Source organism: Aquimarina callyspongiae (assembly GCF_034322225.1).
Lineage (GTDB): Bacteria > Bacteroidota > Bacteroidia > Flavobacteriales > Flavobacteriaceae > Aquimarina.
The window spans coordinates 1547525-1569001 of the sequence record NZ_JAXLPA010000001.1; the positions used below are offsets into that span (position 1 = coordinate 1547525).

12 protein-coding genes are annotated in these 21477 nt (G+C 33.3%); 6 read left to right on the top strand and 6 right to left on the bottom strand.

Features of this window, described 5'->3' with window-relative positions; genetic code table 11:
* Positions 1-106 precede the first annotated feature (106 nt).
* Both U0D62_RS06475 and ileS read right to left on the bottom strand, forming a co-directional pair.
* The gene (locus U0D62_RS06475) at positions 107-490 is read right to left on the bottom strand and encodes a TraR/DksA family transcriptional regulator (protein ID WP_322194665.1); all 384 of its coding nucleotides are present in this window, start codon (positions 488-490) and stop codon (positions 107-109) included.
* A gap of 4 nt (positions 491-494) precedes the next feature.
* The gene (ileS, locus tag U0D62_RS06480; protein ID WP_322194666.1) at positions 495-3899 is read right to left on the bottom strand and encodes an isoleucine--tRNA ligase; all 3405 of its coding nucleotides are present in this window, start codon (positions 3897-3899) and stop codon (positions 495-497) included.
* Between the two features lie 243 nt (positions 3900-4142).
* Between ileS and U0D62_RS06485 the strand changes: the two genes are divergently transcribed.
* Positions 4143-4925 carry a nitrilase family protein gene (locus tag U0D62_RS06485; RefSeq protein ID WP_322194668.1) on the top strand — a complete coding sequence of 261 codons (783 nt, stop codon included), beginning with the start codon at positions 4143-4145 and terminating at the stop codon, positions 4923-4925.
* Between the two features lie 5 nt (positions 4926-4930).
* Here the strand turns inward: U0D62_RS06485 and U0D62_RS06490 are convergent, their stop codons facing one another.
* Both U0D62_RS06490 and U0D62_RS06495 read right to left on the bottom strand, forming a co-directional pair.
* Positions 4931-6544: an Ig-like domain-containing protein gene (locus U0D62_RS06490; RefSeq protein ID WP_322194670.1), complete on the bottom strand. Its 1614-nt coding sequence runs from the start codon at positions 6542-6544 to the stop codon at positions 4931-4933.
* A gap of 154 nt (positions 6545-6698) precedes the next feature.
* Positions 6699-7379 carry a ComF family protein gene (locus tag U0D62_RS06495; RefSeq protein WP_322194672.1) on the bottom strand — a complete coding sequence of 227 codons (681 nt, stop codon included), beginning with the start codon at positions 7377-7379 and terminating at the stop codon, positions 6699-6701.
* Positions 7380-7464: 85 nt separating this feature from the next.
* On the opposite strand from U0D62_RS06495, the gene U0D62_RS06500 reads away from it, so the two are divergent.
* The 4 genes from U0D62_RS06500 (at position 7465) to U0D62_RS06515 (ending at position 16290) form a co-directional block, all read left to right on the top strand.
* Positions 7465-8346: a hypothetical protein gene (locus U0D62_RS06500; RefSeq protein WP_322194673.1), complete on the top strand. Its 882-nt coding sequence runs from the start codon at positions 7465-7467 to the stop codon at positions 8344-8346.
* A gap of 141 nt (positions 8347-8487) precedes the next feature.
* Positions 8488-10023: a glycine--tRNA ligase gene (locus tag U0D62_RS06505; RefSeq protein WP_322194676.1), complete on the top strand. Its 1536-nt coding sequence runs from the start codon at positions 8488-8490 to the stop codon at positions 10021-10023.
* Between the two features lie 137 nt (positions 10024-10160).
* Positions 10161-13145: a GEVED domain-containing protein gene (locus U0D62_RS06510; RefSeq protein ID WP_322194678.1), complete on the top strand. Its 2985-nt coding sequence runs from the start codon at positions 10161-10163 to the stop codon at positions 13143-13145.
* A 154-nt stretch (positions 13146-13299) separates the two neighbouring features.
* Entirely contained in the window at positions 13300-16290 is a 2991-nt protein-coding gene (locus tag U0D62_RS06515; protein ID WP_322194680.1) for a GEVED domain-containing protein, read from the top strand.
* Between the two features lie 9 nt (positions 16291-16299).
* On the opposite strand, the gene U0D62_RS06520 is transcribed toward U0D62_RS06515, so the two are convergent.
* Positions 16300-16662 carry a hypothetical protein gene (locus tag U0D62_RS06520; RefSeq protein WP_322194681.1) on the bottom strand — a complete coding sequence of 121 codons (363 nt, stop codon included), beginning with the start codon at positions 16660-16662 and terminating at the stop codon, positions 16300-16302.
* 45 nt (positions 16663-16707) lie between these two features.
* Positions 16708-20124 carry a hypothetical protein gene (locus tag U0D62_RS06525; RefSeq protein ID WP_322194683.1) on the bottom strand — a complete coding sequence of 1139 codons (3417 nt, stop codon included), beginning with the start codon at positions 20122-20124 and terminating at the stop codon, positions 16708-16710.
* A 438-nt stretch (positions 20125-20562) separates the two neighbouring features.
* Here U0D62_RS06525 and U0D62_RS06530 point away from each other — a divergent pair, with 438 nt between their 5' ends.
* Positions 20563-21234, top strand: a complete 672-nt coding sequence (locus U0D62_RS06530; protein ID WP_322194685.1) for an ATP-binding cassette domain-containing protein — start codon at positions 20563-20565, stop codon at positions 21232-21234.
* Positions 21235-21477 lie beyond the last annotated feature (243 nt).

The following is a 21477-nucleotide window of genomic DNA, read 5'->3' on the forward strand; positions in this document are numbered from 1 at the left end:
CAATGAGAAAGCTATTGGTTTTATATTTTAAAAAGAAGAAAAAAAAAAGACCTTCAAGATTCGAAAATCTTGAAGGTCTTTTTTAATAAATTAGAATGAAATATTCTTAGCTCTGCATATTCTTAGCCTCTATACTAAGCGTCGCATGTGGTACAAGTTTTAATCGTTCTGGGTTAATTAGTTTTCCAGTGACACGACAAATACCATATGTTTTATTTTCTATACGTAAAAGCGCATTCTTAAGATCTCGTACAAATTTCTCTTGTCTAATTGCTAACTGAGTATTTGCTTCTTTAGACATTGTTTCACTTCCCTCTTCAAAAGCTTTGAAGGTTGGTGAAGTATCATCTGTACCATTGTTCCCATCATTCTTATAAGCACTTCTTAGCAATTCTAAATCTTTCTGTGCTTTTTCCATTTTTTCGACAATGATCTCCTTAAACTTTGCCAAATCATTATCACTGTACCTTACTTTGATATCTTCTGCCATATTCTTAATGTTTTTTTATTATCAATTGGGTTGCAATGTCATCAAACGCAATTTCTGTACCGTTTATTACATCAGTTGCAAACTCAATTGTCTCGGTTAAGGTTTCATTTTTGATATATGTCTCGTTGGTCGCAACAGCTTCTTTAATAGTTTTATTTTCTTCAAAAACAATTTCTATCTTATCAGTCACTTCAAGCCCGCTATCCTTACGGATATTCTGAATACGATTTACAAGTTCTCTGGCAATTCCTTCTTTCTTAAGCTCAGGAGTTATTGTCACATCCAGTGCGACAGTCAAGGGGCCTGAATTTGCAACCAACCAACCCTCAATATCTTGAGAACTGATTTCAACATCATCGGTACCTAATGTAACAATTTTATCATTAATTTCTACATCAAAACTACCAGTTTGTTCAAGAATTTTAATAGTTTCCTGATCAAATCCTTGTATCTTATTGGAAATCAGCTTCATATCTTTGCCAAAACGAGGGCCTAAAGATTTAAAATTAGGCTTAATTTGCTTTACTAATATGCCCGAAGCATCATCTAGAAGCTCTATTTCTTTAACATTTACTTCACTTTTTATAAGTTCAGCAATGTCATTAATCTCTGTTTTTTCAGCTTCATTTAACACTGGAATCATAATACGTTGTAACGGTTGACGCACTTTGATTTTCTCTTTTTGACGTAAAGAAAGTACTAATGAAGAGACGGTTTGTGCCTTTTGCATTTTATGTTCAAGACCTTTATCTACAAAAGATTCATCATACTCTGGAAAATGAGCTAAATGTACACTTTCAAAACCTTCTTTTTCTGTTCCTGCAACAAGATCTTTATACAATCGATCCATAAAAAATGGTGCTATAGGAGCTCCTAATTTAGCAACAGTAAGCATACAAGTATATAAGGTTTGATATGCCGAGATTTTATCTTGCCCATAATCACCTTTCCAGAATCTTCTTCTACTTAATCTTACAAACCAGTTACTCAAATTTTCTTGTACAAAATCAGAAATAGCTCTTGCCGCTTTTGTAGGTTCATAATCATTATAATATTCATCTACATTTTTGATTAAAGTATGTAGCTCACTAAGGATCCATCGATCGATCTCTGGTCTTTCAGATAATGAAACATTAGCTTCAGCATAGCTAAAGTTATCGATATTGGCATATAATGTAAAAAAGGAATATGTATTATATAGGGTTCCGAAAAACTTACGGCGTACCTCGGCTATCCCTTCTAAATCAAACTTTAAATTATCCCAAGGATTAGCATTACTAATCATATACCATCTAGTGGCATCAGGTCCATACGTCTTTAATGTCTCAAAAGGATCTGCAGCATTGCCTAATCTTTTAGACATTTTCTGACCATTTTTATCCAGAACCAATCCATTAGATACTACATTCTTATAGGCTACATCATCAAATATCATTGTTCCGATCGCGTGTAAAGTATAGAACCATCCACGTGTTTGATCTACTCCTTCTGCAATAAAATCAGCTTTTCTTTCTCCTGCTTCTACTTTTTCTTTATTCTCAAATGGATAATGCCATTGCGCATAAGGCATAGATCCTGAGTCAAACCATACATCAATCAGATCACTCTCTCGCTTCATAGGTTTTCCAGATGCAGAAACTAATGTGATTTGATCAACTATATTTTTATGAAGATCTACTTTATCATAGTTTTCTTCACTCATATTTCCTATCTCAAAGTCAGCAAAAAGATCAGCCTCAAGCACTCCTGCTTCAACAGCTTTTTTCATTTCGGATTTTAACTCTTCTACTGATCCAATGATCACTTCTTCTTTACCATCTTCTGTTCTCCAGATTGGTAATGGTATTCCCCAAAAACGTGAACGTGATAGATTCCAGTCATTAGCATTGGCTAACCAATTACCAAATCTTCCTTCTCCTGTTGCCTTAGGTTTCCAATTGATCCCTAAGTTAAGTTCGTGCATGCGATCTTTAAAATCTGTAACTTTTATAAACCAGGAATCTAATGGATAGTAAAGTACAGGTTTATCAGTACGCCAACAATTAGGGTAACTATGCACGTATTTTTCAACCTTAAAGGCTTTGTTCTCTATTTTTAGTTTAATAGCGATTTCTACATCTACTGATTTCTCAGGTGCATCACCATCATTATAATATTCATTCTTAACATATTTACCAGCAAACTCACCCATATGTTTGGTGAACTTACCTTGTAAATCTACTAATGGAACCAGATTATCATCATCATCTTTTACCAACATTGGTGGAACCTCTGGTGTTGCTTGTTTGGCAACCATAGCATCATCGGCTCCAAAAGTTGGTGCAGTATGAACAATACCAGTACCATCTTCTGTCGTTACAAAATCTCCTGAGATTACTCTAAAAGCATTTTCAGGATTATCATTTGGTAACGCATAATCTATTAATTGCTCATAACGAATCTCTACAAGTTCAGATCCTTTAAATTCTTTAAGGATTGTATAAGGAATCTTTTTATCTCCTTCTTTAAAAGTTTGTATTGCTTCATCATTTTCTGCCAAAACAAATTTCCCAGAAAATTGCTTACCTATTAGATTTTTGGCTAAAATTACATTGACAGGCTCAAACGTATATTGATTAAATGTTTTTACTAAAGCATAATCTATTTTAGATCCAACCGTTAATGCTGTATTAGATGGAAGTGTCCAAGGTGTGGTCGTCCAGGCCAAAAAGTAAACATCTTCTGCTACATCACTTAAAAATGAAGGCAACGTTTCTTTTTTGGCTTTAAACTGAGCTACTACTGTAGTATCTGTAACATCCTGATAGGTTCCTGGTTGATTAAGTTCATGTGAACTTAAACCCGTTCCTGCTTTTGGAGAATAGGGCTGAATTGTGTATCCTTTGTACAACAGTCCTTTCTTATAAATTTGAGAAAGTAACCACCATACACTCTCCATATATTTGGATTTATAGGTGATGTATGGATCTTCCATATCTACCCAATATCCTATCTTTTGAGTAAGGTCATTCCAAATATCAGTATATCGCATCACTGCTTTTTTACAAGCTTCATTATATTCTGAAACTGTAATCTTCTTACCTATATCTTCTTTGGTAATACCTAGTTCTTTTTCTACTCCTAGCTCTATTGGAAGCCCATGAGTATCCCAACCAGCTTTACGCTTTACTTGATATCCTTTCTGGGTTTTATACCTACAAAAAATATCTTTAATAGCACGAGCCATGACGTGATGAATTCCAGGTAATCCGTTTGCAGAAGGCGGTCCTTCAAAAAACACAAACGGTTCTGCTCCTTCACGCTCACTCATACTTTTTTCAAATATGTCATTCTGTTGCCAAAAATCGAGTATTTTGTCAGCTACTTCTGGTAAGTCAAGTCCTTTGTATTCAGGAAACTTCGTGCTCATTTGATCGTTCTTTCTGTTAAGTCTGCGAAAATAAGGATTTTCTGGAAAAATGACGAGGGTAAAATGCCTAAATCATTAAGAGTTATTCAACTATAATCTTTTAACTTTTAGTAAGTACTTTTTCTGAGTAGTATTTTACTATTTTTATCCTATAAAATGAACGATAAGAATTGAGTTAATATCTATTGAAATGATTATTGGTAAATTCTATCTGACCATTGAAAATAAAGTAAAAATAAACAGATGAATCAGACATTAGATATTGCTTTAATTCAATCTCATTTGGCTTGGGAAAACCCTGTTCAAAACAGGGCTTCTTTTACTCAAAAAATCAAATCAATTGACAGAAAAACAGATTTGATCATATTACCAGAAATGTTTACAACGGGATTTACTATGAATGCTTCTGAAGTTGCAGAAACAATGGATGGAGAAACAGTAAAATGGTTAATTAATACTGCTAAGGATACAGGTAGTGCAATTTCAGGAAGTATCATTATCGAGGATTCTGGAAACTTTTATAATCGTTTTCTTTTTGTACGACCTGATGGTACAATCCAGAAATACGATAAGCATCAGTTATTTACCCTTGCTCAGGAACAAAAAGTGTTTACCGCAGGACAAGAAGAGGTTATTATAGAATATCTCGACTGGAAAATTAAATTACAAGTCTGTTATGATCTTAGATTTCCGGTATGGGCAAGAAATACATCAGGATATGATGTTTTATTATATGTCGCAAGTTGGCCAAAACCTCGAATCAATGCCTGGGATGCCTTATTACAAGCTCGTGCAATAGAAAACATGTCTTATTGTATTGGTGTAAACCGTGTAGGGTTGGATGGTAAAGGATATGAATACAACGGCCACTCGGCAATATATGATGTTTTAGGAAACTCTATATTAGAAGAAAATCCTGTAGAAAAAGAAATAATTCTTTTTGCACAATTAGACAAATCTCATCTCCTTAATGTCAGAAAGAAATTGCCTTTTCTTGAGGATAGAGATCGATTTAAGTTTATCTAAGCTATTTATTTTAAAATAAAAGTTTGTTTTAATTCCCAATTCGCTCTAACATCTATTAAATCCGGAAAGTAACTTACTTTTTCTGGTTGTATTGTCTTTAGAAAATTACCTGTATCCCATTTCCCGTTTTTATTTGTGTCATGAATCACTCTAATATTATATTTTCCTGGATTAAGGTAATCAAAAATGAGAGTTTCTTCATTTACAGCAATTTTTTCAGAAATTACTTCTCCTTTTTCAGTCGTAGCCTGAACCAAAACTGGGTACTGTTTTACGTTTTGCAGCGTCATAAAGATTTTACCATAATCTGCTAATTTCTTAGTTCTGAACCTAAAATATATTGTATCGTTAGCATTACCTATGAAATCTTTTACTGCTTCAGGAAGAAATGTCAATGAATATGAGTTGCTTTCGGCTTTATCAAAAGTAATTGTAGCTTCATTATCAACCTTGTTCAATTGAACTTTAAACGGTACTTCTACGGTGTCTTTATCTTTAAGTGTAATTAATTTTTCATCAATACTTTCTAGTGGTGTATTTGCAGAAATCACAAAATCTTTATTCAAGGCTAAATTACCTTTCACATCCGATGTAAGTTTTAAAGAATCTTTATATTGATCCTTAAACCTGGTAATGATAGTATCTCTGTAGTTTTTTGAGTTAGTAACTTCAAAAATTAATGAATCTGCTTCAAAAAATGGTTTAAACCAATAATGTAGCGTATCTTTTTCTTTATCAGGAATAATTCTTGTTTCAAAATTATCAGGAGCTTCACTCAATAATTTAATCTTCATACTATCCAAAACTCCTTCGTATCCAAAAATAAATTCATTTTTCGAAACTTGTTTTGGCTTTAATGCTCTAAAATCCAGTATTTCTTTAAAAATATTTACCGAGAAAAACTTAGCTGTATCTGCCGGAAGAGTAATCACTTCTTCATAAAAACCAATTTTATCCTGTTTTGGTTCATACGTATAGTTGGTTGCCGCATCTTTTAAAGCAATTAATTTATAGGTACCTTCTTTTAAATTATAGAAATTAAAATTAATACTGTCCAAAGTACTTGTTATATATCTTGGAACTGTTTTATAAACTAATGAATCAGAGTACTCTTCATTAATCTCGTAAAGAGCTACAGTTATAAATGGGTCAACTTTCTTTTGTATCGCATCAACAATAGTTCCTTTAATACTTAAAGAATCCAGCGATTCTCCTGTTGAAAAAACATATCTGAAAAAAGGAAAAGCATTTCCTTCATTATTGTCAACTATACTTTCTCCAAAATTAATACTATATGTTGTGTTCTCTAATAAAGTGTCTAAAAATTTAATTCTTACAAACTTACTTGCTCCTCCTAAAGGCAAAATTGTGGGTTTAGGGTCCATTGGTGGAGATATGATAATCTGTTTCTGAGGGTCATCTAATTTTATATATTCATCAAAATATACTCTTATTTCCTCTTTATTATAACTAGTAGAGAAATTAGGAGGAATAGCTCTAACAAATTCAGGAGGGATTTCATCCTTTTCACCACCGGTAATCGAACCTCTTTTTGCACAATTAACCACTAGAATTATGCATAAAGCAGCAAATACTAACGTATAAAGTCTTTTGGACATATAACCTTAACAATTTTAAGACACAAAGAAACAACTATTTATAACAAACAAAAAACTTAATGAAGTCCTATTTTAAGCCAAAAACAAACCTTTAGGACCGTTCATAAAATAAGTTATTTTCTATAATAGCTCATATAACAGCTATTTTAAATAATTATTCTGTAATAGCCATGGTAGCTACACTTATTTTAATTCCTGGAATTGTTTTTAGTACATCAACACAGGCTTCTATTGTGCTTCCTGTAGTAATGATATCATCAACAAGTAAAATATGTTTATTCATTAGTAAAGACTCATTTTGTATCCCAAATGTTTCAGCGGCATTTATCCATCGCGTAAGTCTTCCTTTTTTAGACTGTTTAGAATTGTAGGAAATTTTTTTCAATACAGAATCAGTATATTCTGCATCTAGCATCTTGCTTATTTCTCTTCCAAATTTTTCTACTTGATTATAACCTCTTTCTTGTAATCTTTTTTTATGTAAGGGAACGGGGATCACCACATCAATCTCCTTATATTCAACTACTTTCAACAACTCTTCTCCAAGCCATTTACCTAATTCACTACCTATCTCTTCTTGTCCTCGATACTTTAAATTATGTATTAAGTTTTGAACTAAACCTTCTTTTTCAAATACAAATAATGAAGTAGCATTTTGGATATTGGCTCGACCATAAAATACTTTTTCAATCTTTTTAGCGTTTATCTTATGGAAATTGCCCAAAGGTAGTTGGTGTCTGCAAGATGTACACAACAATCTTTCGTTCTTATATAGTGGACTGTCACAGGCAGCACAATATATGGGATAGAATAAATAAGCTAAGTCTCTTAGCATATTATTAGGGGAATAAACATTAATTATTATATTTAACCATATTTAATCTACTATTTAACGTAACCATCAAAATCAGAAATTTATTATGACAACTCAAAACAATAATCTGACCCTTAAAATTCTTATAGGAGTTCTTGGAGCATTATTATTAATTCTGGGGATATTTACTTATAAGTTTTATAACGAAGAAAAGCGAAATAAAGCAATTTTGCAACAGGAAAAGGATCTTATTGAAAGTGAATTAGGAGAATTAATCACTAAATATGATAATGCAATTGCATTAAATGAAGTAATGGATGATCACTTACTTAAGGCTAAGGAACGTATTGTTGTGCTTTTGGATAGTGTAGAGCAGAATGAAGCTAATTTAGCTCTAATCACAAGATACAGAAGAGAAGTAAGTAAATTGAAAAAAGAACGTGAAAGATTATTCAAACTAGCAGATAGTCTTACTGCTGCTAATGAACAATTAGCAACAGATCTTGATAGCACCTCTGTAGCATTAAATCAGCGAATCATTTTCTCTGATTCTTTAAGAACTCAAAATGATAGACTTGCAGGAATTGTAGAAAGAGGTTCTGCCTTAACTGCTGCAAATATCAAAGCAGAAGGTGTAAGAGTTCGTAATAGTGGTAAAATCTCACCTACTTCAAGAGCTAGTAGAGCAGAAAAAGTAAGAGTTTGCTTTACGTTATCACCTAACAAATTAACAGAAAAAGGAGATAAAGAACTTTTTGTTCAGGTTGTTAATCCTGACAATAACCTTATTGGTGATAAAGTTTCTATTAACTTTGATGATGCAATACTTACATATAGTGGAAGAAATAAAGTGTTTTATGAAAACGATGCCTTAGATGTATGTGTTCTAGTTGATGCAGCTGAAGGTGAGTTGGTAAAAGGAAATTATGTAGTAAACCTGTTTTCAGGTCCAAAAATGATTTCTAATACACAATTTGAGTTGAAATAATTTCATTATAAATAAAAAATCAACCGTCATATTAATAATTAGTATGACGGTTTTTTTATGTTTTTGTTAGAAATTACAGTGCTTGATCATTAATTAAATAAATTCATTTTTAATTCGTTTAAATTCAATTATTTTTGCGCAATGGCAAAGCAAGAAGATACATTTAAAAAAGTAATAGCCCATGCTAAGGAGTATGGGTATATTTTTGGTTCTAGTGAGATTTATGATGGTTTAAGTGCAGTATATGATTATGGTCAAAATGGAATAGAGCTAAAAAAGAATATTCGTGAATATTGGTGGAAAAGCATGGTCTATATGCATCAGAACATTGTAGGATTAGATGCTGCTATACTTATGCATCCAACTACCTGGAAAGCTTCTGGACACGTAGATGCTTTTAATGACCCGTTAATTGATAACAAAGATTCTAAAAAACGATATAGAGCTGATGTATTAATCGAAGATTATGCAGAAAAGCTCAATCAAAAGGCTCAAAAAGAGATTCAAAAGGCCAAAAAACGATTTGGTGAAGATTTTGATGAGGAGCAATTTGTTGCTACCAATCCAAGAGTAGTTAAATATCTTGCTCAGAGAGATGAAGTTTTAAAACGAATGGGGAAATCTCTTGAAAATGAAGATCTTGCTGATGTTAAAGCTTTAATCGAAGAATTAGGTATTGCCGATCCAGATACGGGATCTAAAAACTGGACAGAAGTACGTCAGTTTAACCTTATGTTTGGCACTAAATTAGGAGCTTCTGCAGAATCAGCAACTGATTTGTTTTTAAGACCTGAAACAGCTCAAGGTATTTTTGTGAATTTCCTTAATGTTCAGAAAACCGGAAGAATGAAAATTCCGTTTGGTATTGCTCAAACAGGAAAAGCCTTTAGAAATGAGATCGTAGCTCGTCAATTTATCTTCAGAATGCGTGAATTCGAGCAAATGGAAATGCAATTCTTTGTCAAACCTGGAGAAGAAATGAAATGGTACGAGTATTGGAAAGAAACTCGTCTCAACTGGCATCTTTCACTAGGATTAGGAAAAGAAAATTATCGTTTCCACGATCACGATAAATTAGCGCATTATGCCAATGCGGCCGCAGATATCGAATTTAATTTCCCCTTTGGATTCAAAGAATTAGAAGGTATTCATTCAAGAACAGACTTTGACCTTAAAGCTCACGAAGAATTTTCTGGTAAAAAATTACAATTCTTCGATCCAGAGATGAAAGAAAGTTATGTTCCATATGTAGTAGAAACATCGGTAGGGTTGGATCGTATTTTCTTAGCAGTTTTTGCTACTGCTTTACAAAACGAAGATCTTGAAGATGGAACCAGTAGAGTTGTTTTAAAACTCCCTGCTGTAGTAGCTCCTGTTAAAGCTGCTATTCTTCCATTAGTTAAAAAAGATGGGTTGCCAGAGATCGCTCAACAGATTGTTGATGATTTAAAATGGAAATTTAATGTTATCTATGATGAAAAAGACGCCATAGGACGTCGTTACAGAAGACAAGATGCAAACGGAACACCGTTTTGTATTACTGTAGATCACGATACTTTAAATGACCAGACTGTTACCATTCGAGATAGGGATACTATGGAGCAAAAAAGAGTTTCTATTAAAGACCTTAAAACAATCATCTCAGAAAAGACAGATGCTGAATATTGGTTGAAATAAAATTATAGATTATCAAATATGAGCCGCTTTTTTAAGCGGCTTTTTTTATTTTTGTTTGGAAACAATTAAAGTATTTAGAATTCCTAGGGACTTATTTGTATAATTATTAACAATAATATTATTTATTAACCATTTTTATGAAAACACAATTATCATTTGTATTTCTGTTTTTTGCTATTACCTTCTTAGGTAATGCGCAAGAAAAAGAAACAAAAAGGGCTTCATCTGTTATTAAAGCTATTTATCTTGGTGAAACACCCCCTTTAGCTGGGAGAACATTGATTCCGGCAAAGCCAAGAACAGGAGAAATTAATCCAAGGAGAACTAATGGAAGTAAAGTAGTTCCTGGAAAAGGATCAAAAGGAGTTGATCCCCTTAGAGCAATACAACGTAATGCTGCTGGAACTCAACCGGGAAGAGCACCTTCTCTGGTTTTTGAAGTAAATTCATCATCATCATCACCTACAGATCCAACGGGAGCAGTTGGTCCAAATCATTATGTAAGTGCTAAGAATTCATCATTCGCAATTCATGATAGAAGTGGTAATGTCTTAGTACCCTCTAATTCTTTAGCAAATATATGGCCAGGAGAAACTTTAGGAGATCCCATAATATTTTATGATAATTATGCAGATCGATTTGTGATCACACAGTTTAGTGATACTCCAAATGGATTCTTGGTCGCAGTAGGAAAAGGGCCAGACCCTGTAAACGATGGATGGTTTACTTATCGTTTTACTACCAGTAGTTTTCCAGATTACACCAAATTTTCAATCTGGTCTGATGGATATTATGTAACGGCAAATAAAGATCAAGGAGCTCAAACAACAAACGAAGTAGTTTTTGCTTTAGAAAGAGAAAAGCTGTTAAAAGGAGATCCTAATGCCCAAATGGTAGGATTTTCTCTTCCTGGAATTGAAGACAATGGCTTTTTTAGTCCAGGTGGTTTTCATGCAACAGGACCAGAATTACCTCCAGCTGGAGATATGAGAATTGTTTTTATGCAAGATGATTCTTGGCAAGATGTTAACGATGATTCCTTAAAACTTTGGTCTATTAATGTAAACTGGGATAATCCTGCTTCCTCTACAATTGCTGAAGCAGAAGAATTTACTGCAGATAGTAATGCTATAACCGATTTTGATTCTGTTTTTGATGGTGGAAGTTTTAATAATCTTCCTCAGCCAGGAGGCGGGCAAAATATTGACGTTATCCAGTCGACTATGATGTATATGACAAGCTATAGAAGGTTTTGTGATTATAATTCTGTAGTAATGAATTTTGCTGTGGACATAGATGATCGTACTGATTCAGATAACATTGCAGCCGTAAGGTGGTATGAATTACGTCAGGCTGGTGATGGTCAACCTTGGACAGTTTATCAAGAAGGAACTTACGAAGCACCCGATGGAAAGAGTGCCTGGTGTGCAAGTATGGCTATGGATGCCTTCGGAAATATCGGAATGGGATATACTTCTATGGGTACAACTGCCAATAATGCTACTGCAGATAGTTTTGCTTCATTAAGATATACAGGGAGATTAGCTAGCGATCCTTTAGGAACTATGACTGTAGCAGAACAAACTATAGCTGAAGGAACAGCACAAGATGTAAACTTTAGATATGGAGATTACGCACAACTAACTGTTGATCCTACAGATGATCAATCTTTCTGGCATATTGGAGAGTATTTTGAGAGTACTGGTAATAATGCTAGAAATGTTGTAGGGGTATTTAAAATCGCGACAAATCCAGTAACTGATGTAAGAATTGCTTCTATAGATTCTCCATCAGATGCGGTTTTTGGTAATTCTGAAACTGTTACCGTTACTATACAAAATTTAGGAACCTCTGTACAATCGAATATCCCGGTAAGCTACCAAATTGACGGGGGTGCAGCAGTAAATGAGGTGTTTACAGGTTCTATTCCTGCTAATGGCACTGCCTCCTTTAGTTTTAGTGCCACAGCTGATTTAAGCGGTGCTGATACATTTCAGATTTCTGCAAAGACTGATTTATCCGGAGATGAAAACCCTCAAAATGATTGTAATTCTGTTATAGTAAAAGAATTGGATGCAGTAGATCTGGCACTAGTATCATTAGTATCACCTGAATCTAATGGAGAGCTTTCTGCAACAACAAATGTTACAATAACAATAAATAATTTGGGAGGAGTTGAACAATCTAATATTCCGGTTTCTTATACGATTAACGGAGGAGCTGCTGTAAATGAAGTTGTTCCTGGACCAATTGCCATTGGAGGAAGTGCAAATTTCACTTTTAATCAAACAGCAGATCTTTCATCATTTGGAACTTATAATTTTGTTTTAACAGTTTCTCAAACTGGGGATGCTAATGCCTCCAACAACTCAATCACCGTAGAAGTAGTTAAAGAAATCTGTTCTCCTACTTCAGACTGTAGTTTTGGTGATAACATTTTATCTTTCGCACTTTCTGATCTTTCTAATACAGGCATTCCTTGTAATACCGGGTATGAGGATTTCACTAATCTTTCAGCTTCTTTAGACAGGACAGTAAGTAACTATACTATAACTCTTCAAGGTGGTTATGCCAGCGGAGATGACGAGAAGTTTTCTCTTTGGATTGATCTTAATGATAATAATACATTTGATGATTCTGAACGACTTGTTACAGATGGTATAATAACCTCTGCAAATACTGATATTAGCTTTCCTATTACAATTCCAACTGATGCTCCACTAGGAGATCATAGAATGCGTGCAAGAATAGGAGATACCAGTTTTGCAGGAGATCTTAATGATCCTTGTAACTCGATGAGTTATGGATCTACTCATGACTATACTGCAAGTATCACAGAGCCACTATCTGTTCCTGATTTTGTGAACTCAGAAAGTGAAATGATAGTAACAAGTTTACCAGAAGATAAATATAATATCAGTTTAAATACGAGTTTTGAAGGAAGATTAACTTTTAATGTATTTACACTCTCTGGACAAACACTTGTATCTAATTATGTAAATAAAAATGGAAAGGGACTATATGAATATGATTTAGATATGTCATATGCCGCTTCTGGTATTTATATTGTTAGTATCGGAGATAATTCCAATAGATTGACTGAGAAAATAATTGTTAGATAATATTTAACCTATACAAGAGCAATAATAAAGGAGATATCACGCAAATGATATCTCCTTTATTATTATAGATTAACTATTGTGTTTTGCCATGTTTTAAAGTTAAATTGTATTTTAGTCCAAAAGTTGAATATTTTCTCAATATAAAATTGCGCTCATGTTATTGAAAAAGATTGTTGTTTTTTCTTTCTTATTATACTGTTTTATAGGGTTTTCTCAAGAAAAGGAAACGTTACAAGCCACTTTAATAACAACATCTTCTGCAATGAAGAAGGTAACACCCTTGACAGGTAAAAAGCTCATTCCTGAAAAACCTCGAGAAGGAGAAATTAATCCAAGAAGAACTGACGCTAATAAGATAGTACCAGGAAAAGGATTACCTACAGGGCAAGATCAACTTCTTTTTAAACAAAAAAATGCTCAAAATATCAGAATAGGTAGGGCTCCTTCATTAACTTTTGAAGCAAACTCAAGTGCTTCATCACCTTCTGATCCTACTGGAGCTATAGGACCTAATCATTATGTAAGTGCCAAAAACTTTGCCTTTGCTATTCATGACAGAAATGGTAATGTATTAGTGCCCTCTACATCCCTGGCAAATATTTTTCCAGGAGAAACTCTTGGCGATCCGATTGTATTCTATGATAGTTTTGCAGATCGATTCGTAATCACTCAATTTTCAAATTCACCTAATGGTTTTTTGGTTGCTGTTTCGCAAGGTCCCGACCCTGTAAATGATGGATGGTTTACCTATCGATTTGAGACCGGTAGTTTTCCTGATTATACAAAATTCTCAATCTGGTCTGATGGATATTATGTAACTGCTAATAAAGATCAAGGCTCTCAACAAACAAGTGAAGTAGTATATGTTATAGAAAGAGAAAAAATGCTTGCTGGTGCAGAACGAGCAAAAATGATTGGATTTCCATTGCCCGGAGCTAGAATTGGAGGTTTTTACAGTCCTGCTTCTTTTAATGCTATTGGTAATACGTTACCTCCTGAAGGTGATGCTAAGATCATTTATTTTCAAGATGATGCCTGGCAAAATGTATCGCAAGATGCTTTAAAACTATGGACAATCAATGTTGATTGGATTAATCCTGATCAATCTACAATTACAGAAGCAGAAGAACTTACGGTAAGTGGTGGTGATATCACATCCTTTGATTCTACTTTTGATGGTGGTTCTTTTAGTAATCTACCTCAACCAGGATCTGAAGGACAGGAGATTGATGTATTACAAGGAGCAGTTATGTTTGCAACCAATTACAGAAGGTTTTGCGATTATAATTCTGTAGTACTTAATTTTGCTGTGGATATTGATAACAGGCCAGACACCGATAATATTGCTGGAATACGTTGGTACGAATTACGACAAAGTGGTGACGGACAGCCCTGGACTGTTTATCAAGAAGGTACATATACTTCTCCAGATGGAAAAAGTGCCTGGTGTGCAAGTATGGCCATGGATATTTTTGGAAATATCGGTATGGGATATACTACTATGGGAACGACCGCAAACGGTGCTAACCAAGATAGTTTTGCTTCTATTAGATACACAGGAAGATTAGCCAGTGATCCTTTAGGAACTATGACTTTTACAGAAGAGAATATCGCTATTGGTACTGATATACAACGTAATGGTAGAGATCGTTATGGTGATTATGCACAACTTACGGTAGATCCAACCGATGATCAAACTTTTTGGCATATTGCTGAGTATTTTCAAGATTCACCTAGTAATTCCAGAAATATTGTAGGTGTTTTCAAAATAGCTCCAGATGTAGCGAATGATGTAGGAGTAATAAGTATTGATACCCCTAACGATGCAACATTTACTAATGCAGAAGTGGTAACAATTACTATTAAAAACTTTGGAGAGACTACTCAAAATAATATTCCTGTAAGTTATTCTATTAATGGCGGTGCAGTTGTTAATGAAATTTTTACCGGATCTATTGCTTCTGGTGCAACAGCTTCTTTTTCATTTAACGCAACAGCAGATTTGACTTCTGGAAGAAATTTTACTATCGAGGCAGAAACTAATCTTGCTGGTGATGTTACTCCAGAAAATGACTGTGCATCTAAAAAAGTATTAAATCTTTTTCCAAATGATGTGGGAGTTGTGGGATTAATCTCTCCTATTAGTGGAGGAGGATTATCTGATACAGAGTCTATCACAATACAAATACAAAACTACGGAGGAAACCCACAATCTAATATTCCTGTTTTTTATACGCTTGATGGTGGAAATCCAGTCAATGAAACTTTTACTGGTACTATTCCTGTTGGAGAATCTGCAGAATATACATTTACACAGACTGCTAATCTTCTGGAATTCAAAAATTATACGCTGCAACTTGGAACTGCCTTAACAACTGATGAGGATACTACTAATGATAGTATTACCAGAGTTGTTGAACATCGTTTATGCTCCCCTACTTCTAATTGCACTCAATTTGGTGATGGAATAACCTCTTTTGTGCTATCTAATATTTCTAATACTAATATTACCTGTAGTTCAGGTTATGAAGATTTTACAAACATGACTATCAACCTGGATAAAGCTGTTGGAGTATATATTTTAACAGTACAAACTGGGTTTGCAAGTGGTACTGCAGAACAACTATCATTATGGATAGATTTTAATGACAATGCTGTTTTTGAAGAATCTGAATTACTACTTAGTAATGAAGTTATTGATAGAGAAAATACGGATCAAAATTTTGCAATTACTTTTGGAGATAACGCACAATTAGGAACTCATCGACTAAGAATTCGTGCTGGAGATACTGATACAAATAATGGCGCATCACTTAATGATCCTTGTGGCTCTATGCAGTTTGGAACTACACATGATTACTCTGTAGAGATAGGAGAAAACACAAACCCTAATACTGATCTAGTAATAGCAAGTCTACCTAATAATCAATTTTTTATTACGATGAGCGATTCTAATGCAGATCAAACATTAAGGATAAATGTTTTTACTTTAACTGGTCAAACTATTGTTTCTAATTTTGTTGAAAAAGATGCAAACGGAAGGTTTGTATATCAATTAGATATGTCTCATGCCAGTACCGGAATCTATTTTGTTCGTCTGGGAAGTAATAAAAATGGGAAGTCAGCAAAATTTGCTGTCCAATAATATATATGCTTATTCTCGTTTAGAGATTTCATTTATAGAAACGGGACGAGCTTCATTACATCTACTTGCCATTCTAAGACTTGCATATTTTACCCAAACTTTTTCAGGCATATCTCCTTTAAAAAAATCTCCCAAATTTATAGGATCTAATTTATCCTTATATTTTTCTACAGTAAGGATATAAGGACATCCATTTGATTTATTTACTGTTAATGTTCCTTTACTAAAACCTTGCTCCACCATTTTATCAGGATTTATAATTTGTGCGCTATTTTCTCCGTCTTCTTTATCCTTGTTATCAGTTCCTTTTGTAGTACTACAACCACTAATACAAAGTACCAGAGCTAATGATATTTTGAGAATATTCCTCATAAAAACAATAATTGTGTGTTAGGTCTATAAAGATCAGAAAAAATATTAAAAATATGCTCTTAGTTGTATACTTCCTGTATGAATTGTTTCTGAAATTTCACTTTTCCTGCCCGAATAAGATACATTAAGATCCAAAAATTTAGTAAGTTTTTTCTGTGCTAATAAAGACCAAGTATAGTTATCTCCTGGTTGCAAACCGTTTAACAATTGATATCCTACAGGCGAAAAAGAATTTCCTGTAAAATCATTATTAAAATAATTAAACTCCCCTGTAATAGCAACTTGCTGTTTATTCGTATACATAAACGATGCTCCTAATTTTTGCTGAGACAAGGATTCAACTCCCATAGTATTATCTTGATCATTTAGTAAATAAAAAATACTAAACTGTACCTGATCAGAAAGCAAATAAGACAATTTAGGTGCTACTCTATATCCTTCTAATAAATAATTTCGATTCGCAAAATTCTCAGAAGTACTTTCAGTTTCTACTAGTTCATTCTTAATGTCCAAAAGCCAGGTATTCGCTATTTTATGGACAAAATTAAGTTGGTGGTTTTTTAATTTGTTTTCTTGAAGCCCTGTAACCAAAAGATTCGTATTCTTTGAAGAGAGATATGTATATGATGTTGTATATCGTTGTTTTCCTCTATTATAAAACAATGTATTCCTAAAACTAAGATTTAATGCCAACTCATTATCACTTTCTCCAAAGGGATTAAGGTCAAAAGAATTGTTTTCTCTACGATTTTTACGATCTATGATATAGGATGTTTGATTATAAAAATGAGATAGTAGTTTTTTTGTTTTATTATCAGAGCCTGACCAGCTAGAAGGGTTAAGAGTAACAATCTGACTTAAACGATTTTGATGTGTTTTAAGAAAAACCTGATTAGGTAGTAAAACCCTTAGATAATTAGCTTCGTCTGTAAACTGAGCTACTTCAAATTCGTCTAATTCTTGTATTCCATTATCGTTATAGTCATTCCAAGTAAAGGTTCCCTGACCAGGATCTACTTCAACATATGTAAATTCTTGCTGAGGCAACGTTCCGCTATTAGTTTCAAAAACAGTATTCCAATTTATTTTATTTCCAAAGAAACGTTGGTTATAAAGTAATCTAGAATTTAAAGATTGTTCGTCTTCCTGATTTTCATCTTTATTATCCAATGTTCTGTAATTTACAAACAATGATAACTGTGTACTCGAAGTATTTAAAAGGTTTGATTTAAGATAATATGTATTAGATATACTTATTTCGTCCAGTTTATTACTTCTTACACTATCATTAATACGATATCTATATCCTATCTCAGCATAAATCTTAGTACTATCACCTACTCCTGTATAAAGTTCATAGGATTTAAATCGTTGAGTATTTAAGGTAAATGTTTGATCAGTAAGGTTTATCTCTTTATTTTCTTCGACTGCTATTTTTGAACCAATCCAATTTTTAGGAAAACTATATGCCAAACCTCCATACATCCTAAAAAATCTAGAGTCTAATGCAGCATTTTTACTGTTTAGTAAACTAGAATTTAAAGAAAGTCTGAATCTTTTAAAAGCCAATGCACTATTTAAATTATGTCGGTTACCGTTGTAGTTTTCCGAAAAGTTTAGGTGCTGAAAAGAATATCTTGCAAAACCTTTTTTAGGATGGAAGAGCTCTAAACCAGTAGATAAAAACTGTTGATCTCCCAAAGGGTCATTAAGGTTCCAATCTCTGGTAAATTCTACATTATATATTCGCTCTATACTTTTAAACTGCTCTTGTACATAATCTGCACTTGCCAAGGCATTCATAGACCAACTACTATCTTTGGCAAAAACTCGTTGTGTGAATTGTATTCTTGCGGCCACCCCATCATTATCATCATCATCAAGATCAGAAAACAAATTCAGATCATTTTTACTTCCCGAAAGTTCAAAATTTGCCGTAGTTTTTTCATTAGGAGTGTAAGAACCTTGAACAACCGCTGTTTGTAGCTTTGTTGGTGCTTGTAACTGAATAACAGGAGCAAAATTTCCTTGCGGCACTCCATTAACCGGAGCTACATATTCAAAAATTCTACTTATTACATTTACATCGCCCACAATATAATCTCCTTGATTGTCTCCTACCAAAGTAAAACGAACATTAAATAACTCATCTTGTGGATTGCTTGAAAACACAAAAATCTCTTGTCCATCAACAATATCTCTTCGGTATAAAATTTTGTTTTCGCTAAAAGTATCTGGAACCGCAGACGGTGAAATCATTTGCGTAGGATCGTCTCCAGCATTTGACAAAATTTCTTTTTGCGGGTCGCTTAGGTTTTGTTGTAAAGGCTGATTTTTGGCATCATTTTCTGAATATACAAATGCTCCTATTTTTAGTTTTTCGCCTTGATGACCTCCTCCTCCATATGCTATAATACGGGAGTAGTTTCGTTCTGTAGTTTGATACTCTACAGAGATACGCATATCCGATGTAATAGGATATGTAGGGTTAAATCGCAGCTCTCCTGCATTATAATCAATAATATAATCTTTGTTTTCTCCTCGTTCTAATAAAAGTCCATTTACATATACTCGCTCACTGCCAGATACAATCAATATAAAGAGTTCTCCATTAGATCCTGTTAATTTATAAGGTCCTTGATTTCCTTCTTGACCAGTAAATTGACTCCTGGTAAAAACACCTCTCACCAAAGCTCCTGCAGCAAAAAGATCTGTTTTTGAGTTCATATGATTTAACGTTCCGTTTAATGAAATTCCCTGTACATTTTTTGTGAAGCGATTAAAATAGCTCGTGCTATTTTGTAACTGCACGTCACCTGCTCTAATATTCCAGTTCTTGCTATATAGTTCTATAAAAACCTGATCAAATTCATCTAAGTTTTGAGAATATCCATTCTGTTGTACAGGTACATTTGCATCTTGAATCGAAGCTCTAAGAGATACTTTGTCGCTTATTTTTCCTGATATCTGAAGATCTAATTCAGAATTTAATACTGTACTTTGATTACTTCCTACGGTTACTCCGCGAGAAATACTTCCGTTGGTGGTAAGTCCGTCAAAAGGTTTAAACTCTGTTTTATTTTTAGGTTTAGAAAGACTGTATAGCTTTTGTAAATCTCCTTTTTTTTCTACAATAATAGAGGGATCAAATTCAAAGTATTTTTTGGTCAGAAAATCAGGATATCTATAATATTCAATACTTATAGAGTCATTTTTAGATTTGGCTAATGACGAAAGGATCAGAGTACCATTTTCAAAATTAACCGCATAAGAAGTACTATCGATTAATGTATTGTTTTTTGAAAGTACTTTAAAGTCTATTGGGTTGATACTTACAGAATCAATTTGGATCGTATCCTTAACACTTACCTTTTTATTTCTAAAATGTATAGAAGCATCCTGACCCAGTATCATATTAATACCAGAAAAAAGAAAAAAACCTAAAACCCTTACAATACGCATTGTCTACAAAACTAAAGTTTTTAACCTTTTAAAATAGTCGCTTACACCCTAAAATATGGTGATTTGTGCAACAAGTTTGGATTGGATAGGTTTTTATGTTGGTACAATAACGATAAAAGTACTATTTAGTTTTATGATCCTCCAAAAAATTAGACATGTATTATTACCGCGCTCTTTTTAAATATTCCTGTGACATCAACATGTTCAATATCAGTTTTTGCGCTGTAGTAACGGTTCTAAACAATCTTCTTTGGGGAAGTTTAATGTTCTTTACACTTGGTATTTTTGTTGGTTATCAAGGTTTTAAAGTATTTAAAAACAATGAATATTATCTGTACTACAATCTTGGACTCACAAAATCAGATCTTTTATTCAAAGTATTTATTATGAACACTCTAATAGCTTTTCCTATACTAATACTACTATTACTATTTTAATATGCATAACCTAACCATCTGTAATCTTACTAAATCTTTTGGTAAGCATACCGTATTAAACACTATTTCTATAACCTGCAATACCGGAGAGATTATTGGAATTTTTGGAAGAAACGGTTCTGGTAAATCTACTATGCTTAAATGTCTTTTTGGTACTTTAAAAGCAGATTCCCTTCAGATTCGTATTGACGAAGAAAATATATTGCCTCAGGAAGTTATTACTGATAAAAGAATAGGATATCTTCCTCAAAACTCTTTTTTACCCAAAGAAAAAACGGTACGACAGATTATTCCGCTTTTATTTCCCAATGGAGCTCAACAAGATCGTATCTTTTATTCTGAAGGTATCTACAAAATAGAGAATAGAAAAATCGGAAAACTATCCTTAGGAGAATTACGATATCTCGAAGTATTGTTGCTTGCTCATTTAGATCATCAATTTTTACTTCTGGATGAACCATTCTCTATGATACAACCAATATATAAGGATCAAATCAAGGAATTATTATTGTCATTAAAAGAAAAAAAAGGAATATTCATTACAGATCATTACTATGATGATGTACTGGGTATTACCGATTATAATATTCTTATCAAAAACGGTGATGCTGTTGTAATAACTAATAAAAGTGACCTAAAAGAACACGGGTATTTAACCTCAACCATCAATTAATCAGCTACTATCATCTTGTGTGTTTTCTGGACTTGAGTCTTCGTCCTCGTCTTCCTGACGGGCCGTAAAACCTATACTAAACATAACACTCATGAAATAGGTGAATATTCTTTTTTATGATGAGCCTTTTGTTTCCTGATTGAATAACACTTACACGATACAGGAATACACAATCATATAAAAATACCTTATAATTTACCCAACATTAAAACTTTATGTGTAAATCAAATCATTATATAATAC

Bases quoted from the DNA above. Each gene is read 5' to 3' on its own strand.
- U0D62_RS06475 (WP_322194665.1), bottom strand. From the start codon at position 490: ATGGCAGAAGATATCAAAGTAAGGTACAGTGATAATGATTTGGCAAAG.
- ileS (WP_322194666.1), bottom strand. From the start codon at position 3,899: ATGAGCACGAAGTTTCCTGAATACAAAGGACTTGACTTACCAGAAGTA.
- U0D62_RS06485 (WP_322194668.1), top strand. From the start codon at position 4,143: ATGAATCAGACATTAGATATTGCTTTAATTCAATCTCATTTGGCTTGG.
- U0D62_RS06490 (WP_322194670.1), bottom strand. From the start codon at position 6,544: ATGTCCAAAAGACTTTATACGTTAGTATTTGCTGCTTTATGCATAATT.
- U0D62_RS06495 (WP_322194672.1), bottom strand. From the start codon at position 7,379: ATGCTAAGAGACTTAGCTTATTTATTCTATCCCATATATTGTGCTGCC.
- U0D62_RS06500 (WP_322194673.1), top strand. From the start codon at position 7,465: ATGACAACTCAAAACAATAATCTGACCCTTAAAATTCTTATAGGAGTT.
- U0D62_RS06505 (WP_322194676.1), top strand. From the start codon at position 8,488: ATGGCAAAGCAAGAAGATACATTTAAAAAAGTAATAGCCCATGCTAAG.
- U0D62_RS06510 (WP_322194678.1), top strand. From the start codon at position 10,161: ATGAAAACACAATTATCATTTGTATTTCTGTTTTTTGCTATTACCTTC.
- U0D62_RS06515 (WP_322194680.1), top strand. From the start codon at position 13,300: ATGTTATTGAAAAAGATTGTTGTTTTTTCTTTCTTATTATACTGTTTT.
- U0D62_RS06520 (WP_322194681.1), bottom strand. From the start codon at position 16,662: ATGAGGAATATTCTCAAAATATCATTAGCTCTGGTACTTTGTATTAGT.
- U0D62_RS06525 (WP_322194683.1), bottom strand. From the start codon at position 20,124: ATGCGTATTGTAAGGGTTTTAGGTTTTTTTCTTTTTTCTGGTATTAAT.
- U0D62_RS06530 (WP_322194685.1), top strand. From the start codon at position 20,563: ATGCATAACCTAACCATCTGTAATCTTACTAAATCTTTTGGTAAGCAT.